The organism is Streptomyces sp. NPDC012825 (assembly GCF_042900925.1).
Classification (GTDB): domain Bacteria; phylum Actinomycetota; class Actinomycetes; order Streptomycetales; family Streptomycetaceae; genus Streptomyces.
The window spans coordinates 75,934-94,982 of record NZ_JBIBBZ010000021.1; the positions used below are offsets into that span (position 1 = coordinate 75,934).

At 70.7% G+C, this 19,049-nt stretch carries 19 protein-coding genes; 7 read left to right on the forward strand and 12 right to left on the reverse strand.

What is annotated here, in order from left to right; genetic code table 11:
- Nucleotides 1-84 precede the first annotated feature (84 nt).
- On the forward strand, nt 85-612 hold the full coding sequence (locus ACFY7E_RS29140; protein WP_389490020.1) for a phosphatase PAP2 family protein: 528 nt from the start codon (nt 85-87) through the stop codon (nt 610-612).
- Here the strand turns inward: ACFY7E_RS29140 and ACFY7E_RS29145 are convergent.
- The 8 genes from ACFY7E_RS29145 to ACFY7E_RS29180 form a co-directional block, all read right to left on the reverse strand.
- The gene (locus ACFY7E_RS29145; RefSeq protein ID WP_389490022.1) at nt 563-2,371 is read right to left on the reverse strand and encodes a chitinase; all 1,809 of its coding nucleotides are present in this window, start codon (nt 2,369-2,371) and stop codon (nt 563-565) included. The genes ACFY7E_RS29140 and ACFY7E_RS29145 overlap by 50 nt on opposite strands.
- A gap of 135 nt (nt 2,372-2,506) precedes the next feature.
- The gene (locus ACFY7E_RS29150) at nt 2,507-2,986 is read right to left on the reverse strand and encodes a hypothetical protein (RefSeq protein WP_389490024.1); all 480 of its coding nucleotides are present in this window, start codon (nt 2,984-2,986) and stop codon (nt 2,507-2,509) included.
- Between the two features lie 114 nt (nt 2,987-3,100).
- A complete protein-coding gene (locus ACFY7E_RS29155) occupies nt 3,101-4,519 on the reverse strand; it encodes an NAD(P)/FAD-dependent oxidoreductase (protein WP_389490026.1) in 1,419 nt (472 codons plus the stop codon).
- 36 nt (nt 4,520-4,555) lie between these two features.
- Entirely contained in the window at nt 4,556-5,353 is a 798-nt protein-coding gene (locus ACFY7E_RS29160) for an ABC transporter permease (RefSeq protein WP_365546328.1), read from the reverse strand.
- Nucleotides 5,353-6,279, reverse strand: coding sequence for an ABC transporter permease (locus ACFY7E_RS29165; protein ID WP_389490029.1), 927 nt, complete (start codon nt 6,277-6,279; stop codon nt 5,353-5,355). Before ACFY7E_RS29165 ends, ACFY7E_RS29160 begins: the two co-directional genes overlap by 1 nt.
- Nucleotides 6,276-7,445 (reverse strand): ABC transporter ATP-binding protein, encoded by a 1,170-nt coding sequence (locus ACFY7E_RS29170; RefSeq protein ID WP_389490031.1) that lies wholly within the window; start codon nt 7,443-7,445, stop codon nt 6,276-6,278. The genes ACFY7E_RS29165 and ACFY7E_RS29170 overlap by 4 nt, the downstream gene beginning before the upstream one ends.
- Before the next feature lie 45 nt (nt 7,446-7,490).
- Nucleotides 7,491-8,738: a PotD/PotF family extracellular solute-binding protein gene (locus ACFY7E_RS29175; RefSeq protein ID WP_389490033.1), complete on the reverse strand. Its 1,248-nt coding sequence runs from the start codon at nt 8,736-8,738 to the stop codon at nt 7,491-7,493.
- A gap of 49 nt (nt 8,739-8,787) precedes the next feature.
- Nucleotides 8,788-10,302 (reverse strand): gamma-aminobutyraldehyde dehydrogenase, encoded by a 1,515-nt coding sequence (locus ACFY7E_RS29180; RefSeq protein ID WP_389490035.1) that lies wholly within the window; start codon nt 10,300-10,302, stop codon nt 8,788-8,790.
- Nucleotides 10,303-10,477: 175 nt separating this feature from the next.
- On the opposite strand from ACFY7E_RS29180, the gene ACFY7E_RS29185 reads away from it, so the two are divergent.
- Nucleotides 10,478-11,026, forward strand: a complete 549-nt coding sequence (locus ACFY7E_RS29185; RefSeq protein ID WP_383445880.1) for an NADAR family protein — start codon at nt 10,478-10,480, stop codon at nt 11,024-11,026.
- 64 nt (nt 11,027-11,090) lie between these two features.
- Here the strand turns inward: ACFY7E_RS29185 and ACFY7E_RS29190 are convergent, their stop codons facing one another.
- Complete coding sequence (locus ACFY7E_RS29190; protein ID WP_389490037.1) at nt 11,091-11,774, reverse strand: DUF4190 domain-containing protein; 684 nt, start codon at nt 11,772-11,774, stop codon at nt 11,091-11,093.
- Nucleotides 11,775-11,849: 75 nt separating this feature from the next.
- On the opposite strand from ACFY7E_RS29190, the gene ACFY7E_RS29195 reads away from it, so the two are divergent.
- The 3 genes from ACFY7E_RS29195 to ACFY7E_RS29205 all read left to right on the forward strand — a co-directional run bounded on the left by ACFY7E_RS29195 (nt 11,850) and on the right by ACFY7E_RS29205 (nt 14,441).
- Nucleotides 11,850-12,881 carry an adenosine deaminase gene (locus tag ACFY7E_RS29195; protein ID WP_389490039.1) on the forward strand — a complete coding sequence of 344 codons (1,032 nt, stop codon included), beginning with the start codon at nt 11,850-11,852 and terminating at the stop codon, nt 12,879-12,881.
- Between the two features lie 68 nt (nt 12,882-12,949).
- Nucleotides 12,950-13,636, forward strand: a complete 687-nt coding sequence (locus ACFY7E_RS29200; RefSeq protein ID WP_389490041.1) for a glycerophosphodiester phosphodiesterase — start codon at nt 12,950-12,952, stop codon at nt 13,634-13,636.
- 1 nt (nt 13,637) lies between these two features.
- Nucleotides 13,638-14,441: an SAM-dependent methyltransferase gene (locus ACFY7E_RS29205; RefSeq protein ID WP_389490043.1), complete on the forward strand. Its 804-nt coding sequence runs from the start codon at nt 13,638-13,640 to the stop codon at nt 14,439-14,441.
- A 60-nt stretch (nt 14,442-14,501) separates the two neighbouring features.
- On the opposite strand, the gene ACFY7E_RS29210 is transcribed toward ACFY7E_RS29205, so the two are convergent.
- From ACFY7E_RS29210 to ACFY7E_RS29220, 3 genes are all read right to left on the reverse strand, one after another.
- The gene (locus ACFY7E_RS29210) at nt 14,502-15,047 is read right to left on the reverse strand and encodes a hypothetical protein (RefSeq protein WP_389490045.1); all 546 of its coding nucleotides are present in this window, start codon (nt 15,045-15,047) and stop codon (nt 14,502-14,504) included.
- 141 nt (nt 15,048-15,188) lie between these two features.
- Nucleotides 15,189-16,355 (reverse strand): PotD/PotF family extracellular solute-binding protein, encoded by a 1,167-nt coding sequence (locus tag ACFY7E_RS29215; RefSeq protein WP_389490051.1) that lies wholly within the window; start codon nt 16,353-16,355, stop codon nt 15,189-15,191.
- A gap of 187 nt (nt 16,356-16,542) precedes the next feature.
- Complete coding sequence (locus ACFY7E_RS29220; RefSeq protein WP_383446487.1) at nt 16,543-17,979, reverse strand: gamma-aminobutyraldehyde dehydrogenase; 1,437 nt, start codon at nt 17,977-17,979, stop codon at nt 16,543-16,545.
- Nucleotides 17,980-18,184: 205 nt separating this feature from the next.
- Here ACFY7E_RS29220 and ACFY7E_RS29225 point away from each other — a divergent pair, with 205 nt between their 5' ends.
- Nucleotides 18,185-18,676, forward strand: a complete 492-nt coding sequence (locus ACFY7E_RS29225) for an Lrp/AsnC family transcriptional regulator (protein WP_383446489.1) — start codon at nt 18,185-18,187, stop codon at nt 18,674-18,676.
- The coding region (locus ACFY7E_RS29230; RefSeq protein ID WP_389490047.1) for an aminotransferase class III-fold pyridoxal phosphate-dependent enzyme at nt 18,661-19,049 on the forward strand (389 nt) is incomplete at its 3' end. The genes ACFY7E_RS29225 and ACFY7E_RS29230, both read left to right, overlap by 16 nt.

Sequence of the window (19,049 nt, forward strand, 5' to 3'; positions counted from 1 at the left end):
CCCGATCCCCTCGGCCGTCCTGGAACCACCCCCCCTGTTCCAGGGCGGCCGGCTCTCTTCCCGGCGCTCGTCGTCCTCGCCGTCGTGACCTGGCAGGTGCTCGTCCACGGCCCCTTGGCCCGGCTCGACGAGCGGGTGTCCCGGGCCCTGGTGGACACGGTCCCCCGGCCCCTGAGCGAGCTCGCCTCCGACCTCGGCAACATGACCGTCGCCCTGCCCGTGCTCGGCTGCGCCATGGCGTACGCGGTGTGGCGCGGGCGGTGGCGGGCCGCCGTCTCCGCGGGGCTCGCCATGGTCCTCGTACCCCTCCTCGTGATTCCGCTGAAGGAGTGGACCGCCCGGCCCGGCCCCCTGGAGCCGTGGGCGCACGGCTACTACCCGTCGGGCCACACGGCCACCGCGACGGTGGCCTACTTCGGCGCGGCCCTCCTCGTCTCGAACCGGCTGGTCCCCGTCGCCGCCGTGCTGACGGCGGTGACGGGGACCGGGCTGGTGCTGCGGGGGTATCACTGGCCGCTGGACGTGGTGGCCAGTCTCTGTCTGGGGCTGTGGATCCTGGCCGTCAGCTCCAGTTGTACGAATCGAAGTTCTTCGAGAACTGCCACTGGTTGAAGCGGTCCCAGTTGATCGACCAGGTCATCAGGCCGCGCAGGGCGGGCCAGGTGCCGTGGGTCTGGTACGAGCCGCAGTTGACCTTCTTGGTGAGGCAGTCCAGGGCCTTGTTGACCTCGGACGGGCTGGTGTGGCCGTTGCCCGCCTGGGTGGAGGCCGGGAGGCCGATGGCGACCTGCCCGGGGCGGAGGGCCGGGAAGAAGCGGTCCGCGTTGCCGGCGACCGGGAAGCCGGTGAGGAGCATGTCGGTCATGGCGATGTGGAAGTCCGCGCCGCCCATGGAGTGGTACTGGTTGTCCAGGCCCATGATGGAGCCCGAGTTGTAGTCCTGGACGTGCAGCAGGGTGAGGTCGTCGCGCAGGGCGTGGATGACCGGCAGGTAGGCGCCCGCGCGCGGGTCCTGCCCGCCCCAGGGGCCGGAGCCGTAGTACTGGTAGCCGAGCTGGACGAAGAAGGTCTCCGGGGCCATGGTCAGGACGAACTTCGCGCCGTACTTGGCCTTGAGCGTCTTGACCGCCTGGATCAGGTTGACGACGACCGGGCTGGTCGGGTTCCGGAAGTCGGTGTCGCCGGTCTGGAGCGAGAGGGAGTGGCCCTCGAAGTCGATGTCCAGGCCGTCGAGCCCGTACTCGTCGATGATCTTCGAGACGGAGGTGACGAAGGCGTCGCGGGCGGCCGTCGTGGAGAGCTGGACCTGGCCGTTCTGGCCGCCGATGGAGATGAGGACCTTCTTGCCGGCGGCCTGCTTGGCCTTGATCGCCGCCTTGAAGTCGGCCTCCGACTCGACGGTGGGGCACTCGGCGACCGGGCAGAGCTTGAAGCGGATGTCGCCCGAGGTCACCGAGGTCGGCTCGCCGAAGGCCAGGTTGATGACGTCCCAGGAGTCGGGGACGTCGGCCATGCGGGTGTAGCCGGAGCCGTTGGCGAAGCTGGCGTGGAGGTAGCCGACGAGGGCGTGCGCGGGCAGGCCCTGGTCGCCGCCACCGCCCCCGCCGCCGCTGGTCGTGGTGGCGCCGACGGCGGTGGACTTCGGGGACTCGCCCGCCGCGTTCACGGCGCTGACCTGGAAGGTGTACGCGGTGGAGGGCGTGAGGCCGGTCGCGGTGGCCGAGGTGCCGGTCACCGTCTGGATCCTCGTGGTGCCCCGGTAGACGTGGTACGAGGTGGCGCCGGGGACCGCGCTCCAGGTCAGCGGCACGCTGGTGGAGGTCGGGGAGCCGGCCGCGAGCCCGGTGGGGGCGGCGGGGAGCTGGACCGGGTCGCCGCCGGGGCCGTACAGGGAGAGGTCGTCGGCCTGGTAGGCGGGGGTGCCGTACCAGCCGTGGGTGTAGATCGTGACCGAGGTGGTGGAGGGGCCCGTGGTGAAGCTGGTGCTGAGCTTCTGCCAGTCGGGGGCCGAGCCCGTCCAGGTGGAGACGTCGGTGGTGCCGGTGCCGGTGGCGCCCAGGTAGACGTAGCTGCCGCGCACCCAGCCGCTGAGCGCGTACGTGGAGTTGGGCTTCACGGTGACGGTCTGGGAGCAGCGGGCGTTGTCGCTGCCGGCCGGGGCGGCCTGGAGCGCCTTCGTCCCGCCGTGCACGGGTGAGGTGACGGCGGCGCCGCTGCCCGCCGTACAGGTCCAGCCGTCGAGTCCGGCCTCGAAGCCGCCGTTGCGGGCGAGTTCGGCGTCGGCGGCCTGGGCGCCGGGGGTGAGCGCGAGGAGTCCACCGGCGGCGAGGGCGCCCGCCAGTATCAGGGTGAGGGGTCTGGAGCGGGCCACAACTGCCTCCGGGGGAAGGGAGATCGAGGGGTGGGGAATCGAGGGGCGGGAATCGAAGGGAGCGCGGCACAGCATGGTCCAGACCAATCGAGTGGTCAAGACCTCTGTACGGACGACGCCTCCGCCGGACGCCCCCTAGTCCCCCTCGAATCCCCCTCCTCCCCCGGCCAGTCGGCCCGCCGCCTCGTGCATCGCCAGCTCCAGGAGCGGGGCGTCGGTGAGGGTTCCGGTGCCGTCCGGCACCACCAGCCAGCGCGCCGCGCCGCTCGCCCGGCCCGGGTACGGGACGACGATCCAGGTCCCGGCGCCCGCGCCGCGGATCCCGGTGCCGAGCCAGCGGGCGGCGGTGCCCGGCGGGACGAAGAAGCCGATCCGGGCGTCGCCGAAGTCGGCCAGGACCGGGCCCGGGCGGCCCACCAGGCGGGTCAGCACGTCGAGCGTGGGACGGCCGAGGCCGGTCGGCAGGATCAGTACGTCCCAGCGCACGCCGGCGGGCAGGAGCACGACCCCGTGGGGGTTGCGCTCCCACTCCCACCGGCAGGCGTCGGGATCGGGCGCGGCCGAGAGCAGCCACTCCACCGCGCTCCTGGCGCCCGTGGCCCCTGTACCGGTCATCGTGACGTCCTCCTTCCGCGTGGACACGGTGTCCACACGGAAGAGAGCGGGGAGGGCGGCCGCTCTTACGCGGCTTCGCCTACTCGTGGGTTGTGATGTGCGTCACTCACTCGCTCAGCTGTCGAAGCCCAGGCCCAGGCGGTCCATCGCCTTCAGCCACAGGTTGCGCCGGCCGCCGTTCTCGTCGGCGCGGGCGAGCGACCACTTGGTGAGGCCGATGCCGGCCCAGGCGACCGGCTCGGGCGGGAACGGCAGCGGCTTGGAGCGGACCATGTCGAGCTCGGTGCGCTCGGTGCGCTCCCCCGCGAGCAGGTCGAGCATCACGTCGGCGCCGAAGCGGGTGGCGCCGACGCCCAGGCCCGTGAACCCGGCCGCGTACGCCACCTTCCCCTTGTGCGCCGTGCCGAAGAAGGCCGAGAAGCGGGAGCAGGTGTCGATCGCGCCGCCCCAGGCGTGGCTGAAGCGGAGTCCCTCCAGCTGCGGGAAGCAGTGGAAGAAGTGCTCGGCCAGCTTGAGGTACGTCTCGGGGCGGTGGTCCCTCTCGGCGCTGACCTTGCCCCCGAAGGGGTAGATCGCGTCGTAGCCGCCCCACAGGATCCGGTGGTCGGCGGTGATCCGGAAGTAGTGGAACTGGTTGGCGGAGTCGCCGAGCCCCTGCCGGTTCTTCCAGCCGATCGAGGCGAGCTGCTCGGGGCCGAGCGGCTCGGTCGTCAGGGCGTAGTCGTAGACCGGGACCGTGTAGGCCCGGACGCGCTTGACCAGGGACGGGAAGACGTTGGTGCCGAGGGCGACCCGGCGGGCGAGGACCTTGCCGTACGGGGTGCGCACGCCCATCCCGGCGCCGGCGGCGGCCAGTTCCAGGCCCGGGGTGTTCTCGAAGATCCGCACGCCCAGGTCCAGGCAGGCCCGCTTGAGGCCCCAGGCCAGCTTGGCGGGGTTCAGCATGGCGACGCCGCGGCGGTCCCAGAGGCCGCCGAGGAAGGTCGGCGAGTCGACCTCGGCGCGCACCGCGTCCCGGTCGAGGAGTTCGACGCCGTCCGCGAGGCCGAGCCGGTCGATCTCCTCGTACACCTCGTGGAGCTCGTCGACCTGGTACGGCTCGGTGGCCACGTCGATCTCGCCGGTGCGCTCGAAGTCGCAGTCCAGGGAGTAGCGGGCGACGGCCTCCTCGATGGCGTCGAGGTTCCGCTCGCCCAGCTCCTCCAGCTTCGGCAGCTCGCCCGGCCAGCGGGCGAGCCCGTTGCCGAAGCCGTGGGTGAGGGAGGCCGCGCAGAAGCCTCCGTTGCGGCCCGAGGCGGCCCAGCCCACCTCGCGGCCCTCGATCAGGACGACGTCCCGGGAGGGGTCGCGCTCCTTGGCGAGGAGCGCGGTCCACAGGCCGCTGTAGCCGCCGCCGACCACGAGGAGGTCGCACTTCTCGGTGCCGGTGAGGGCGGGCAGGGCGCCGGGCTTGCCGGGGTCTTCCAGCCAGAAGGGGACGGGCTGGGCGTCGGAGAGAGATTGGGCGGCGAGACGCATGGCGACTGGGGCCATGGTTTCCAACTCCTTCGGTGCCTGGGCGGGTTTCGCTCAGGCTGTTGCTGTTTTCTTGCGCCGGTTCGTGATGATCTGTCCGGCCATGACCACCAGTACCGCGAGGACGAACATCGCGGTGCCGATGACGTTGATCTGAACGGGTGTTCCGCGCTGCGCCGAGCCCCAGACGAACATGGGGAAGGTGACCGTGGAGGGTCCCGCGTTGAAGTTGGTGATGATGAAGTCGTCGAACGAGAGCGCGAAGGCGAGCAGCGCGCCGGCGGCGATGCCGGGGGCGGCGATCGGCAGGGTGACGCGCAGGAAGGTCTGCGCGGGCCCCGCGTAGAGGTCGCGCGCGGCCTCCTCCAGGCGCGGGTCCATGGACATGACCCGGGCCTTGACCGCCGTCACGACGAACGACAGGCAGAAGGTGATGTGGGCGATCAGGACCGTCCAGAAGCCCAGCTCGATCCCCATGTTGAGGAAGAGGGTGAGCAGCGAGGCGGCCATGACGACCTCGGGCATCGCCATCGGCAGGAAGATCAGCGAGTTGATCGCGCCGCGCGCCCGGAAGCGGTAGCGGACGAGCGCGAAGGCGATCGCCGTGCCGAGGGCGACGGCGCCCAGGGTGGCCCAGGCGGCGAGCTGGAGCGAGAGCGACAGCGACTGGCACATGTCGGCGACGCCGCAGGGGTCCTTCCAGGCGTCCAGGGAGAACTGCTGCCAGGAGTAGTTGAAGCGCCCGTTCGGCTTGTTGAACGAGAACGCCATCACGACGAGGTTCGGCAGGATCATGTACGCGAGCGTCAGCAGGCCCGCGACGACGACGAGGTTCTTGCGGATCCAGCGCATCAGACCAGCTCCTCCGTTCCGGCGCGGCGGATGTAGACGGTGACCATGACCAGGACGATCGCCATGAGGATGAAGGAGAGCGCGGCGGCCGTCGGGTAGTCGAGGACCCGCAGGAACTGCGACTGGATGACGTTGCCGACCATCTTGGTGTCGGTCGAGCCGAGCAGCTCGGAGTTGACGTAGTCGCCGCTCGCCGGGATGAAGGTGAGCAGGGTGCCGGAGACGATGCCGGGCATCGACAGCGGGAAGGTCACCTTGCGGAAGGTGGTCGCCGGGGAGGCGTACAGGTCCCGCGCGGCCTCGTGGAGCCGTCCGTCGATCCGCTCCAGGGAGGTGTAGAGGGGCAGGATCATGAAGGGCAGGAAGTTGTACGTGAGGCCGCAGACGACCGCCATCGGGGTGGCGAGCACGCGGTCGCCCTCGGTCCAGCCGAGCCAGCTCGTCACGTCGAGGACGTGCAGCGCGTTCAGCGCGTCGACGACGACGCTGTCGTCCGCCAGGATCGTCTTCCACGCCAGGGTCCGGATGAGGAAGCTGGTGAAGAAGGGGGCGATGACGAGGACGAGGAGCAGGTTGCGCCAGCGGCCGGCCCGGAAGGCGATCAGGTACGCGAGCGGGTAGCCGAGGAGCAGGCAGAGGACGGTCGCGGTCCCGGCGTAGAGCAGGGAGCGGACGAACTGCGGCCAGTACTCCTGGAGCGCCTCCCAGTAGGTCTGGAAGTGCCAGGTGACCTGGAAGCCGGTTTCGAGGGAGCCGGTCTGGACCGAGGTGGAGGCCTGGTAGACCAGCGGCAGCGCGAAGAAGACCAGCAGCCAGACGATGCCGGGGAGCAGCAGCCAGTAGGGGACGAGCCGCTTGCGGGTGGCGGGCTTGCGTACAGGAAGGTCCTCTGCCGGCGGGGCTTCCTTCACCAGGGTCGCGCTCATCCGGCGTCCTCCACGCTCTCCACACCGGCGTCGATGTCCTGGTCCGCGTCGAGCCCGAACGTGTGGGCCGGGTTCCAGTGCAGGACCACCTCGGCGCCCGGGACGAGCCGGGTGTCGCGCTCGATGTTCTGCTCGTACACCTGGAGCTCGGCTCCGGCGGGCGAGTTCACCACGTACTGGGTGGAGACGCCGATGAAGGAGGAGTCGGCGATCCGGCCGGTGACGCGGTTGCGGCCGTCGGCTATCGCGCCGACGTCGTCCGCGTGCGTGAGGGAGATCTTCTCGGGGCGGACGCCCACGAGCAGCCTGCCGCCCGCGCGGACGGCGGGGGTACAGCGGTCGCCGGGGACGCGGAGCTTGCCGCCGCCCGCCGTGACGAGCACGTCGGCGCCCGTCTCCAGGACCTCGGCCTCGATGAGGTTGGAGGTGCCGAGGAAGTTGGCGACGAAGGTGGTCCGCGGGTTCTCGTACAGGTCGGCGGGGGTGCCGAGCTGCTCGACCCGGCCGCCGTTCATCACCGCGACCTGGTCGGCCATGGTCATGGCCTCCTCCTGGTCGTGGGTGACGTGCACGAAGGTGATGCCGACCTCGGTCTGGATCCGCTTGAGCTCCAGCTGCATCTGGCGGCGCAGCTTGAGGTCGAGGGCGCCGAGCGGCTCGTCGAGGAGGAGCACCTGCGGGTGGTTGATGAGGGCGCGGGCCACGGCGACGCGCTGCTGCTGGCCGCCGGAGAGCTGGTGCGGCTTGTGGCGTGCCTTGTCGCCGAGCTGGACGAGCTCCAGCATGTCGTCGACCTGCTTCTTGACCGACTTGATGCCGCGGCGGCGCAGGCCGAAGGCGATGTTCTCGGAGATGTCCATGTGCGGGAAGAGCGCGTAGGACTGGAAGACGGTGTTGACCGGCCGCTTGTAGGGCGGGAGGTCGGTGACGTCGGTGTCGCCGAGGAAGACGGTGCCGGTGCTGGGGTCCTCCAGGCCGGCGATCATGCGCAGGGTGGTGGTCTTGCCGCAGCCGGAGGCGCCGAGGAGGGCGAAGAAGGAGCCCTGCGGGACGGTCAGGTCGAGCGGGTGGACGGCGGTGAAGGAGCCGTACGTCTTGCTGATCCCGGTGAGACGGACGTCGCCGCCGCCCGTGTTCTTTCCAGTGTGAGCAGTGTTGTCAGTCATGGGTCGTGGTCCCAGGGGAGTGAGAGGGGGTGGACGAGGCCGGACTCAGGCGCCGATGAGCTTGGCGAACTTCTCCTCGTACGCCGTCTCCTCCGCGCCGGTGAGCGAGCGGAAGGCGTGCGACTTCTTCGCCATGGCCTTGTCGGGGAGGATCAGCGTGTTGTCCGCGAGTTCGGGGTCGATCTTCGCGAGCTCGTCCTTCACCCCGTCGACGGGGCAGACGTAGTTGATGTACGCGGCGAGCTGCGCGGCGACGGGGAGCTCGTAGTAGTGGTCGATCAGCTTCTCGGCGTTGGTCTTGTGCCGGGACTGCGCGGGGACGAGCAGGTTGTCGCTGGAGGTGATGTAGCCGGCCGCCGGTATGGAGTAGCGGATGTCGGGATTGTCCGCCTGGAGCTGGATGATGTCCCCGGCCCAGGCGAGACAGGCCGCGATGTCGCCCTTGTCGAGGTCGGACGTGTAGTCGTTGCCGGTGAAGCGGCGTATCTGCTTCTTGTCGACGCCCTTCTGGAGGCGTCCGATCGCCGCGTCGTAGTCGGCGTCCGTGAAGGCGCCCGGGTCCTTGCCGAGGTCGAGCAGGGTCATGCCGACGGTGTCGCGCATCTCGGTGAGGAAGCCGACCCGGCCCTTGAGCGAGGGGTCGTCCAGGAGCTGGGTGACCGAGTCGACCTTCTTCCCGCCGGTCGCCTTCACGTTGTACGCGATGACGGTGGAGATGCCGGTCCAGGGGTACGAGTGGGCGCGGCCCGGGTCCCAGTCGGGGTTGCGGAACTGGGCGGAGAGGTTGCTGTACGCGTGGGGGAGGTTCGCGGGGTCGAGCTTCTGCACCCAGCCGAGCCGGATCATCCGGGCGGCGAGCCAGTCGGTGACGCACACGAGGTCGCGGCCGGTGTCCTGGCCGGCGGCGAGCTGCGGTTTGATCTTGCCGAAGAACTCGACGTTGTCGTTGATGTCCTCGGTGTACTTGACCTTGATCCCGGTGCGCTTCTCGAACGCCTCCAGGGTGGGGCGGGACTTCTCGTCCTCGCTGACGTCCATGTACTCGGTCCAGTTGGAGAAGGCCACGGTCTTCTCCTTGGCCGAGTCGTCCGTGGAGGCGGGACCCTGGCCCTCCCGCTTGGCGGGCGGGATGCCGCAGGCGCTCAGGGACGCGAGGCCGCCGACGGTGAGCGCGCCCACGCCGCCCGCGCGCAGCATCGCACGGCGGCTGAGGGCGCCCCGGCCGCTCGTCAGGCTGCGGCGTATCGCCGCGAGCTGCGCCGCGGACAGGCTGTCGGGCTCGTACTGCTCCATGCGCTGTGCCCTTTCGGGATGGTTGCGTCGCCGGTCGAGCGACGGATGCTTATCGGTCCCCGAAGATCGTGCGGTGCCAGTCCTTCGCCGCCACCGCGGTGTTGTCGTACATCACGTGCTTGACCTGCGTGTACTCCTCGAAGGAGTACACCGACATGTCCTTTCCGTAGCCCGAGGCCCGGGTTCCCCCGTGGGGCATCTCGCTGATGATCGGGATGTGGTCGTTGACCCAGACGCAGCCGGCCTTGAGCTCCCGCGTGGCGCGGCCCGTCCGGTAGACGTCGCGGCTCCAGGCGGAGGCGGCGAGGCCGTAGGGGGTGTCGTTGGCGAGTGCGATGCCCTCGTCGTCGGTGTCGAAGGGCAGGGCCACCAGGACCGGGCCGAAGATCTCCGACCGCACGACCTCGCTGTCCTGCGCGGCGCCGGTGATCAGGGTGGGACGGTAGTACGCGCCGTCCTTCAGGTCGCCCCCGGGGGCTTCGCCGCCGGTGACGACGGTGGCGTAGCCGCGGGCGCGGTCGACGAAGCCGGCGACCCGGTCGCGCTGGGCGTGGCTGATCAGCGGGCCGAGGTCGGTGTCCGGGGCGAAGGGGTCGCCGAGCCGGACGGACTCCATGAGTTCGGCGACGCGGGCGGTGAAGGCGTCGAAGAGGGGGCGCTGGACGTACGCGCGCGTGGCGGCGGTGCAGTCCTGGCCGCTGTTGATGAGGGAGGCGGCGACGGCGCCCTGGGCCGCGGCCTCCAGGTCGGCGTCGTCGAAGACGACGAAGGGGGCCTTGCCGCCGAGTTCGAGGTGGAGGCGCTTGACGGTGGCGGTGGCGATCTCGGCGACCCGCTTGCCGACGGCGGTGGAGCCGGTGAAGGAGGTCATGACGACGTCGGGGTGGCCGACGAGGTGCTCGCCGACGGTCCGGCCGGCCCCGTTGACGATGTTGATCACGCCGTCGGGGATGCCGGCGTCGGTCGCGGCCTGCGCGAACATCAGGGAGGTGAGCGGAGTGAGCTCGGCGGGCTTCAGGACGATCGTGTTGCCGGCGGCGATCGCCGGGAGGATCTTCCAGGCGGCCATCTGGAGGGGGTAGTTCCAGGGGGCGATGGAGCCGACGACGCCGAGGGGCTCGCGCCGTACGTAGGAGGTGTGGTCGCCGGAGTACTCGGCGGCGGCCTGGCCCTGGAGGTGGCGGGCGGCCCCGGCGAAGAAGGCGGTGTTGTCGACCGTGCCGGGCACGTCGAACTCGGTGGTGAGCTTGAGCGGCTTGCCGCACTGGAGGGACTCCACGCGGGCGAAGTCCTCGGCCCGCTCGGCGAGGACGCCGGCGAAGCGGTGCAGGGCGTCGGAGCGCTCGCCGGGGGTGGCGCCCGCCCAGCCCGGGAAGGCCGCCTTCGCGGCGGCCACGGCCTCGTCCACGTCCGCGGTGGAGGCGAGCGCGTAGGTGTACACGGTCTCCCCGGTCGCGGGGTCGATCACCTGATGGTCCTGGCCGGACGTTCCGGGGCGGAGCCTGCCGCCGATGTACTGTGCGCCGTCCGCGAAGCGGCCCGTCACCTGGAAGCGGTTGCCCATGACGCTCTCCGTTGTCCCAGCTCGAATTGAGTGCCGATCCTGACAGAGGGACGACTACCCAACAAGTGATTCCGTTGTTGCCTTTTGGTTACGCGACGGATTCGGTCGACCATGTGTCGAGGCGGCCGGAAAATCTCCGTACGGAGTGTCCGTGGCGGATGCCAGACTCGCATGCATGAGCGCGATCGAGGAGCTGACACAGCAGGTCAGCAGGGGTGACAGGGTGAAGTGGCTGCACTTCTGGGGTCACCGTCCGCACCCGGACGGACACCTTTCGGCGAGCTGTCTGAGCCAGTGGTGGCCGTCCCCCTTCACCGTCGACGGGGTGGCGTACGCGACCGCCGAGCACTGGATGATGGCCGCCAAGGCGCGGCTCTTCGGGGACGCGGACGCCGAGCGCGCGGCGCTGGCCGCCCGCACCCCGGCGGAGGCCAAGAACGCGGGCCGGCTCGTGCGGGACTTCGACGGCGCGGTGTGGGAGCGGGAGCGGTTCGGGATCGTCGTCGAGGGGAGCGTCCACAAGTTCTCCTCGGACGGGGCCCTGCGCGCCTATCTCCTCGGCACGGGCGACCGCGTCCTGGTGGAGGCCAGCCCGGTGGACCGGATCTGGGGCATCGGGCTCGCCGCGACCGACCCCGGCGCCCACGACCCGGCCCGCTGGCGCGGCCTCAACCTCCTGGGCTTCGCCCTCATGGAGGCGCGACAGCGGCTGCGGAGCGCCTGACGTCGTGCGGAAGGGCCCCGCGCCGGATGTCCGGTGCGGGGCCCTTGCGTGTGCGTAGGCCGCCTCAGCGGGTGCTCTCGACCACCAGGGACGACGCGAACGGGTCCTCGTCGTAGGTGCCGGAGTCCTCGAAGGTCGAGGGGTCCTGGGCGATCGCCCAGATCATGAAGCCGAGGAAGACCGCGCTGACCACGGTGCCGATGGCGCCGAGCACGATGCCGGCGATCGCCATGCCCCGGTTGGTCGCCTCGCCCCGGCCCGCCTTCTTCACCCCGATGACGCCGAAGATCACGCCCAGGATGCCGAGGACCGCCCCCAGGCCGTAGAGGCAGAAGCCCGCGACCGAGATGATGCCGAGCACCATCGCGGCCGTACCCATGCCGTTGGAGGGGGCCTGCTGCCAGCCCGGCTGGCCGCCGTACCCCGGATATCCGGGGTAGCCGTACCCGGAACCCGTCACGGACGCCTGAGGGGCCGGGGCCGCCGGGTAGCCGTAGCCCCCGGAGGTGTCCGCCGGGTAGCCGTACGCGCCGGGCGTCGCCGCCGGGCCGCCGGGCGCGACCGGGGGCGGCGGGACGTCACCGCCGGGACCGGGCACGCCCGGCATGGAGGTGACGGTCAGCTGGTCGTGCACCGGCGGGGGCGACGGCTCCGCCGGCTTGCTCAGTTCCACCCCGTCGCGGTTCGGCGGAGCCCACGGGTCCGCCGGGTCGTAGCCGCCCGGCTGCTGGTCTCGGTTGTCAGACATGGGCCTCCCCCATCGTGGTCACGTCATGCTAAGGCCTCACTCCTGCGGGGGAACCGTCCGGCCTACGATGACCCGATGACCGATCTGCACCCCTTCATCGCGGGCCTCCCCAAGGCCGAGCTGCACGTCCACCACGTGGGCTCCGCCTCGCCCCGGATCGTCGCCGAGCTCGCGGCCCGCCACCCGGACTCCAAGGTCCCCACGGACCCGGAGGCCCTGGCCGACTACTTCACCTTCACCGACTTCGCGCACTTCATCGACGTCTACCTGTCGGTCGTCGACCTGGTCCGCACCCCCGAGGACGTGCGGCTGCTGACCTTCGAGGTCGCCCGGGACATGGCCCGGCAGAACATCCGCTACGCCGAGCTGACCATCACCCCCTACTCCTCCACCCGCCGGGGCGTCGACGAGAACGCGTTCATGGACGCGATCGAGGACGCTCGCAAGTCGGCCGAGGCCGAGTTCGGCACGGTCCTGCGCTGGTGCTTCGACATCCCCGGCGAGGCCGGGCTCGAAGCCGCCGAGGAGACCGCGCGGCTCGCCACGACCGAGGGGCTGCGCCCGGAGGGCCTGGTCGCCTTCGGCCTCGGCGGCCCGGAGATCGGGGTGCCGCGCCCGCAGTTCAAGCCGTACTTCGACCGGGCCAGGGCGGCCGGACTGCGCTCCGTGCCGCACGCGGGCGAGACGACCGGCCCGGAGACCGTGTGGGACGCGATCCGCGAGCTGGGCGCCGAGCGCATCGGGCACGGCACCAGCTCGGTCCGTGACCCGGAGCTCCTGGCGTACCTGGCCGAGCACCGGATCGCCCTGGAGGTCTGCCCGACCTCCAACATCGCCACCCGGGCCGTCGCCGTCCTGGACGAGCACCCGATCCGGCGGATGGTGGACGCGGGGGTCCTCGTCACCGTCAACAGCGACGACCCGCCGATGTTCGGCACCGACCTGAACAACGAGTACGCGGTCGCCGCCCGGCTCCTGGACCTCGACGAGCGCGGACTCGCCGCCCTCGCCAAGAACGCGGTGGAGGCCTCCTTCCTGGACGCGGCCGGCAAGGCCCGGATCGCCGCCGAGATCGACGCGTACACCGAGGCGTGGTCGGCCCGCTGACGTCACGGGAGGCCGCCGGGGCGCGTGCGCCGACGACACCGGCGGTCGTCCCCGGCCACAATGGCCCCATGCGATCCGTCACTGCCGTAGGTCACCGCGGCGACCCGTACCGCTTCCGCGAGAACACGCTCCGTTCGATCTCCTCGGCGATCGAACGGGGCGCGGACGCGGTGGAGGTCGACGTCCGGCTGACGAGGGACGGGGTGCCCGTCCTCCTCCACGACGACACCCTCAAGCGCCTCTGGGGCCCGGACCGGGCGCTCTCCGCGCTCTCGTACGCGCAGGTGGAGGAGGTGACGGCGGGCGGGGTGCCGACCCTGCGGGAGGCGCTGCTCGCCGCCGGGGACCACCGTCTGATGCTGGACCTGCCGGGCGGGAACGAGCACTCGGTCGGGAAGATCGTCGGCACGGTCCGCGAGTGCGGGGCCGGGGAGCGGATCTACTACTGCGCCGGGACCGTCGCCATGCTCCAGGTGCGGGCCGCCGATCCGGCCGCCGAGATCGCCCTGACCTGGACCTCGCTCGCCCCGCCCCGGCCGGTGCTGCTCGACGTCGTACGTCCGCGCTGGCTCAACTACCGCTTCGGCCTGGTGAGTCGGGAGCTGGGCGAACGGGTGCACCGGGACGGGCTGCTCCTGTCGGCCTGGACGGCGGACACGAAGCGCACCATGCGTAAGCTGATCATGAACGGGGTGGACGCGATCACCACGAACCGCGTCGACGCCCTCGCCGCCGTCCTGCGAGAGGACTCCTGAGGTGAACGACAGCGTGAACGACCGCGTCAACGACCGCATCCGCACCGACATCGCCCACAACGCCCGTGTCTGGAACTACTGGCTGGGCGGCAAGGACAACTACCCGGTGGACCGCGCGGTCGGCGCGCAGGTCACCGGCTTCTACCCCAGTATCGGCGAAGTGGCCCGCGCCGACCGGGCGTTCCTCGGCCGGGCGGTGACCCACCTGGCCGCCGAGGAGGGCGTCCGGCAGTTCCTCGACATCGGCACCGGCCTGCCGACCGCCGACAACACCCACGAGGTGGCGCAGCGGGTCGCCCCCGGGGCCCGGATCGTCTACGTCGACAACGACCCGATCGTCCTCACCCACGCCCGCGCGCTCCTGACGAGCGCGCCGGAAGGCGTCACCGAGTACGTCGACGCCGACGCGCACGACCCGGAGCGGATCCTGGCGGCGGCCTCGGCCACCCTCGACCTGTCCCGTCCGGTCGCGGTGATGATGCTCGGCATCCTCAACTTCGTGATGGACACCGACGAGGCCCGCTCCATCGTGCGGACCCTGATGGACGCCGTCCCCCCGGGCAGCTTCCTGGTCCTCACCCACCCCACCCTGGAGCCGGAGCTCGGCGGCGAGGGCAACAGGGCCGCGATGGCGTTCTGGAACGAGAACGCGACCCCGCCGATCACCGCCCGCACCCGCGCCGAGTTCTCCTCCTTCCTGGAGGGCCTCGACCTGCTCGCACCGGGCATCGTCTCCTGCTCCCGCTGGCGCTCCGAGGAGGGCGACGTGGTGGCCCAGTTCGGCGCGGTGGGCCGCAAGCCGTAATGGGCGTACGGGGGGCGCGCGGCGGCGCGCCCCCCGTACCGGCTCGCGGTGGAGGGGCCGTCAGGCGGCGGGTACGGCCTCCGGAGCCGGAGCCGTCGCCGTGGCGGCCTCCAGTCGCTCGATCAGCCGGCGGACGAGGAGCAGCGGCAGGATCCCGAAGACGCCGAAGGACATGTCGACGAGCGACCACCAGAAGGGGATGTCGCGGATCGGGCCGCAGATCAGGGCGAGCGGGATGATGCCGACGCAGGCGATCATGCCGAACTCGACGACCCAGACGTTGCGGACGGGGTCGCGCCAGACGCCGTAGAAGGCGACGGCGATGACGAGGTGGGCGAAGGCCAGCCAGTCGTTGCCGTAGAGGAGGTAGGGGGCGTCCCGGTCGGCGGTCTCCAGGCCCCCCTCGACCCGGTGGATCCATTCGGCGAGCCCGGGGAGGGCATCGCCCACGGGAGCCGCCCATCCGGTCAACGCGGAGTCGAGCAGCCGGAGTTCGGTGACGAGCGGGAAGGCGGTGAGCCCGCTCAGGACCAGACAGACGACGAAGAGGAGCAGCCACCGGCGGATGCGCTGAAGAAGGGCTCCCGGCCCGTTCGTGTCGCTCATGGGGACAGCGTACGCCCGCTCTGAACGCGTTCAAAAGCCTGGGGGCACTTTTTGGAACGCGTTCAAAAAGAGCGGACCGGACGAGGAGCGGGCCGTGCGCGGCACGGAGGCCGGGGCGTGGGCCCGTCACACCGGGCCCCCTCACAGCCCCACGATCGAGTTCCACCTCTTGGCGAAGGTGAGGCGCTCCTCGGCGGTGATGTCCCGGGCGACGGCGAGCCGGCCCCGCATGGCGGAGTCGGGGAAGATCAGCGGGTCCTCGGCGAGCGCGGCGAGGTCCTCGTCGCCGGAGTCCGCGAGGACGTCGCGCGCGGCCGGCACGGGACAGACGTAGTTGACCCAGGCGGCGAGTTCGGCGGCGACCTCGGGCCGGTAGTAGTGGTCCACCAGCTTCTCGGCGTTGGCCTTGTGCCGGGCGAGGTTGGGGACCATCAGGGACTCGGACCAGAGCTCGGCGCCCTCCTCGGGGACGACGAACTCGATGTCCGGGTTGTCGGCCCGGAGCTGGATGACGTCCCCGGAGTACGCCTGGCAGGCCAGGACGTCGCCGGTGGAGAGGTCCTTGATGTAGTCGTTGCCGGTGAAGCGGCGGATGTGCTTCGCGCGGACGAGCCGCTCGGTCCGCTCGCACACGGCGTGGAAGTCGTCGGCGGTCCAGCGGGTCACGTCGACGCCGTCGCCCAGCATGAGCAGGGCGAAGGACTCGTCGAGCCCGGACAGCAGGGTGACCTTCCCGCGCAGGTCGTCGGCCCACAGCTCCTCGACGGAGCGCAGCTCCCGGCCCAGCTTCCTGCGGTTGTACGCGATGCCGGTGATGCCGGACTGCCAGGGCACGGTGTGCAGCCGGCCGGGGTCGAACGCGGGCGAGCGCAGCTGCGGGTCGAGGTGGGCCGTGACGTTCGGCTGGGCGGCGCGGTCCATCTCCTGGACCCAGCCGAGGCGGACGAAGCGGGCGGCCATCCAGTCGCTGAGGACGATCAGGTCGCGCCCGGTCTCCTGGTGGTTCATCAGGGAGGGGCTGATCTTGCCGAAGAACTCGTCGTTGTCGTTGATCTCCTCGGTGTAGCGGACGGACGTCCCGGTCCGCTTCCGGAAGGCCTCCAGGGTGGGGCGCTTCGACTCGTCGTCCTCGTCGGTGTCGATGTAGAGCGGCCAGTTGGCGAAGTCGAGGATCCGGTCGCGGGCCGAGAGGTCCCGGGCGGCGGCCCGGTCGCCCTCCTCGACGAAGGCGGCGGGGACCCCGCACCCGGCGAGCAGGGCGGCGGTCCCGGCGCCGCCGACACCGCGCAGCAGGGACCGGCGGGACATGTTCTTCCTGGCTGTCGCTCTCATCCGGGCAGCATTCCGGCCGGTCGGCGCCCACGGCAATGGACGGTCCGTCCGGACGGCACGACGCGGCCCCGACACCCTGTCGAACCGGGGTGCCGGGGCCGCGTCGCGAACCGGCCGACGGATCGGCCGGAGGGGTCCGGCCGGGGAGAGGCCGGCCGATGGATCAGCCGAGGGAGGTCATGACGTGCTTGATCCGGGTGTAGTCCTCGAAGCCGTAGGCCGAGAGGTCCTTGCCGTAGCCGGACTTCTTGAAGCCGCCGTGGGGCATCTCGGCGACCAGCGGGATGTGGGTGTTGATCCACACGCAGCCGAAGTCGAGCGCCTTGGACATGCGCATCGCGCGCGCGTGGTCCTTGGTCCAGACGGAGGAGGCGAGGGCGTACTCGACGTCGTTGGCGTACTGCAGGGCCTGGGCCTCGTCCGTGAAGGACTGGACGGTGATGACCGGGCCGAAGACCTCGTTCTGGACGATCTCGTCGTCCTGCTTGAGGCCGGAGACGACGGTCGGGGCGTAGAAGTAGCCCTTGTCGCCGACGCGCTCGCCGCCGGCCTCGACCTTGGCGTGGGCCGGGAGGCGGTCGATGAAGCCGGAGACCTGCTTCAGCTGGTTGGCGTTGTTGAGCGGGCCGTACAGCACGTCCTCGTCGTCCGGCTGCCCGGTCTTGATCGCGGCGGCGGCCTTGGCGAGGGCGGAGACGAACTCGTCGTGGATGGACTCGTGGACGAGGACGCGGGTGGCGGCCGTACAGTCCTGGCCGGCGTTGAAGAAGCCCGCGACGGAGATGTCCTCGACGGCCTTCTCGATGTCGGTGTCCTCGAAGACCACGACGGGGGCCTTGCCGCCCAGCTCCAGGTGGACGCGCTTGACGTCCTTGGCGGCCGACTCGGCGACCTGCATGCCGGCGCGTACGGAGCCGGTGATGGAGGCCATGGCGGGGGTCGGGTGCTCGACCATCGCGCGGCCGGTGTCACGGTCGCCGCAGACGACGTTGAAGACGCCCTTGGGGACGATCCGCCCGATGATCTCGGCCATCAGGACGGTCGACGCGGGGGTCGTGTCCGAGGGCTTGAGGACGACGGTGTTGCCCGCGGCGAGGGCCGGGGCGAACTTCCAGACGGCCATCATCATCGGGTAGTTCCACGGCGCGACCTGGGCGCAGACGCCGACGGGCTCGCGGCGGACGATGGAGGTCAGGCCCTCCATGTACTCGCCGGCCGAGCGGCCCTCCAGGAGCCGGGCGGCACCCGCGAAGAAGCGGATCTGGTCCACCATCGGCGGGATCTCCTCGCTCGCGGTGAGGGCGACCGGCTTGCCGGTGTTCTCGACCTCGGCGGCGATCAGGTCCTCGGCGCGCTCCTCGAAGGCGTCGGCGATCTTGAGGAGCACCTTCTGGCGCTCGGCCGGGGTGCTGTCGCGCCAGGCGGGGAAGGCCGCCGCGGCGGCCTCCATGGCGGCGTCGACGTCGGCCTGGCCGGAGAGCGGAGAGGTCGCGTACACCTCGCCGGTGGCCGGGTTGATCACGTCGATCGTGCGGCCGTCGGCCGCGTCGCGGAACTCCCCGTTGATGTAGTTACGCAGCCGGCGCAGCTCGGTGGTCACTTGCCACCCCTCCTGTCACGTTCTGACCCCGCACGTCCTCGTGCGCGGTCCCGATGGGTGAGACACCCCAGCCTAATCGTTCGGCTGACGCTTTCAACAGGCCCGGCCCCCCACAACTTCGGATTCAGTGAGATCGAGAGCCTCACACAACGAATTACATCGCTCCGGGGTTGCAAGACCGACGAGTCTCGGTGCACAGTGAGGTGTGGCCAGTCGAAGTGCAGACTCCAGAACCGGAACCGGTTCGTCCCCGACGATCGACGCCGTCTCCCTGGCGATCATCGAACAGCTCCAGGAGGACGGTCGCCGTCCCTACGCGGCGATCGGCAAGGCCGTCGGCCTCTCCGAAGCCGCCGTGCGGCAGCGCGTCCAGAAGCTGCTCGACCAGGGCGTCATGCAGATCGTCGCCGTCACCGACCCGCTCACCGTGGGTTTCCGGCGGCAGGCGATGGTCGGCATCAACGTCGAGGGTGACCTTGATCCGGTTGCGGAAGCACTGACGGCCATGGCCGAATGCGAGTACGTGGTGATGACCGCGGGCTCCTTCGACCTCATGGTGGAGATCGTCTGCGAGGACGACGACCACCTGCTGGATGTGATCAACAGGCGCATCCGCACCCTCCCCGGCGTGCGCTCCACCGAGAGCTTCGTCTACCTCAAGCTCAAGAAGCAGACCTATATGTGGGGAACCCGATAGCCGTGAGCAAGGACCTCTCCAAGACCGCCTACGACCACCTGTGGATGCACTTCACCCGCATGTCGTCGTACGAGAACTCGCCCGTTCCCACCATCGTGCGTGGTGAGGGCACCTACATCTTCGACGACAAGGGCAAGCGCTACCTCGACGGTCTCGCGGGCCTCTTCGTGGTCAACGCCGGACACGGCCGCCAGGAGCTGGCCGAGGTCGCGTACAAGCAGGCCCAGGAGCTCGCGTTCTTCCCCGTGTGGTCGTACGCGCACCCCAAGGCCGTCGAACTGGCCGAGCGCCTCGCGGACTACGCCCCGGGCGACCTGAACAAGGTCTTCTTCACCACCGGTGGCGGAGAGGCCGTCGAGACCGCCTGGAAGCT

What these genes read in the sequence shown, in the direction of transcription:
- ACFY7E_RS29150 (WP_389490024.1), bottom strand. Translation starts at nt 2,986, where the DNA reads ATGACCGGTACAGGGGCCACGGGCGCCAGGAGCGCGGTGGAGTGGCTG.
- ACFY7E_RS29155 (WP_389490026.1), bottom strand. Translation starts at nt 4,519, where the DNA reads ATGGCCCCAGTCGCCATGCGTCTCGCCGCCCAATCTCTCTCCGACGCC.
- ACFY7E_RS29160 (WP_365546328.1), bottom strand. Translation starts at nt 5,353, where the DNA reads ATGCGCTGGATCCGCAAGAACCTCGTCGTCGTCGCGGGCCTGCTGACG.
- ACFY7E_RS29165 (WP_389490029.1), bottom strand. Translation starts at nt 6,279, where the DNA reads ATGAGCGCGACCCTGGTGAAGGAAGCCCCGCCGGCAGAGGACCTTCCT.
- ACFY7E_RS29170 (WP_389490031.1), bottom strand. Translation starts at nt 7,445, where the DNA reads ATGACTGACAACACTGCTCACACTGGAAAGAACACGGGCGGCGGCGAC.
- ACFY7E_RS29175 (WP_389490033.1), bottom strand. Translation starts at nt 8,738, where the DNA reads ATGGAGCAGTACGAGCCCGACAGCCTGTCCGCGGCGCAGCTCGCGGCG.
- ACFY7E_RS29180 (WP_389490035.1), bottom strand. Translation starts at nt 10,302, where the DNA reads ATGGGCAACCGCTTCCAGGTGACGGGCCGCTTCGCGGACGGCGCACAG.
- ACFY7E_RS29185 (WP_383445880.1), top strand. Translation starts at nt 10,478, where the DNA reads ATGAGCGCGATCGAGGAGCTGACACAGCAGGTCAGCAGGGGTGACAGG.
- ACFY7E_RS29190 (WP_389490037.1), bottom strand. Translation starts at nt 11,774, where the DNA reads ATGTCTGACAACCGAGACCAGCAGCCGGGCGGCTACGACCCGGCGGAC.
- ACFY7E_RS29195 (WP_389490039.1), top strand. Translation starts at nt 11,850, where the DNA reads ATGACCGATCTGCACCCCTTCATCGCGGGCCTCCCCAAGGCCGAGCTG.
- ACFY7E_RS29200 (WP_389490041.1), top strand. Translation starts at nt 12,950, where the DNA reads ATGCGATCCGTCACTGCCGTAGGTCACCGCGGCGACCCGTACCGCTTC.
- ACFY7E_RS29210 (WP_389490045.1), bottom strand. Translation starts at nt 15,047, where the DNA reads ATGAGCGACACGAACGGGCCGGGAGCCCTTCTTCAGCGCATCCGCCGG.
- ACFY7E_RS29215 (WP_389490051.1), bottom strand. Translation starts at nt 16,355, where the DNA reads ATGTCCCGCCGGTCCCTGCTGCGCGGTGTCGGCGGCGCCGGGACCGCC.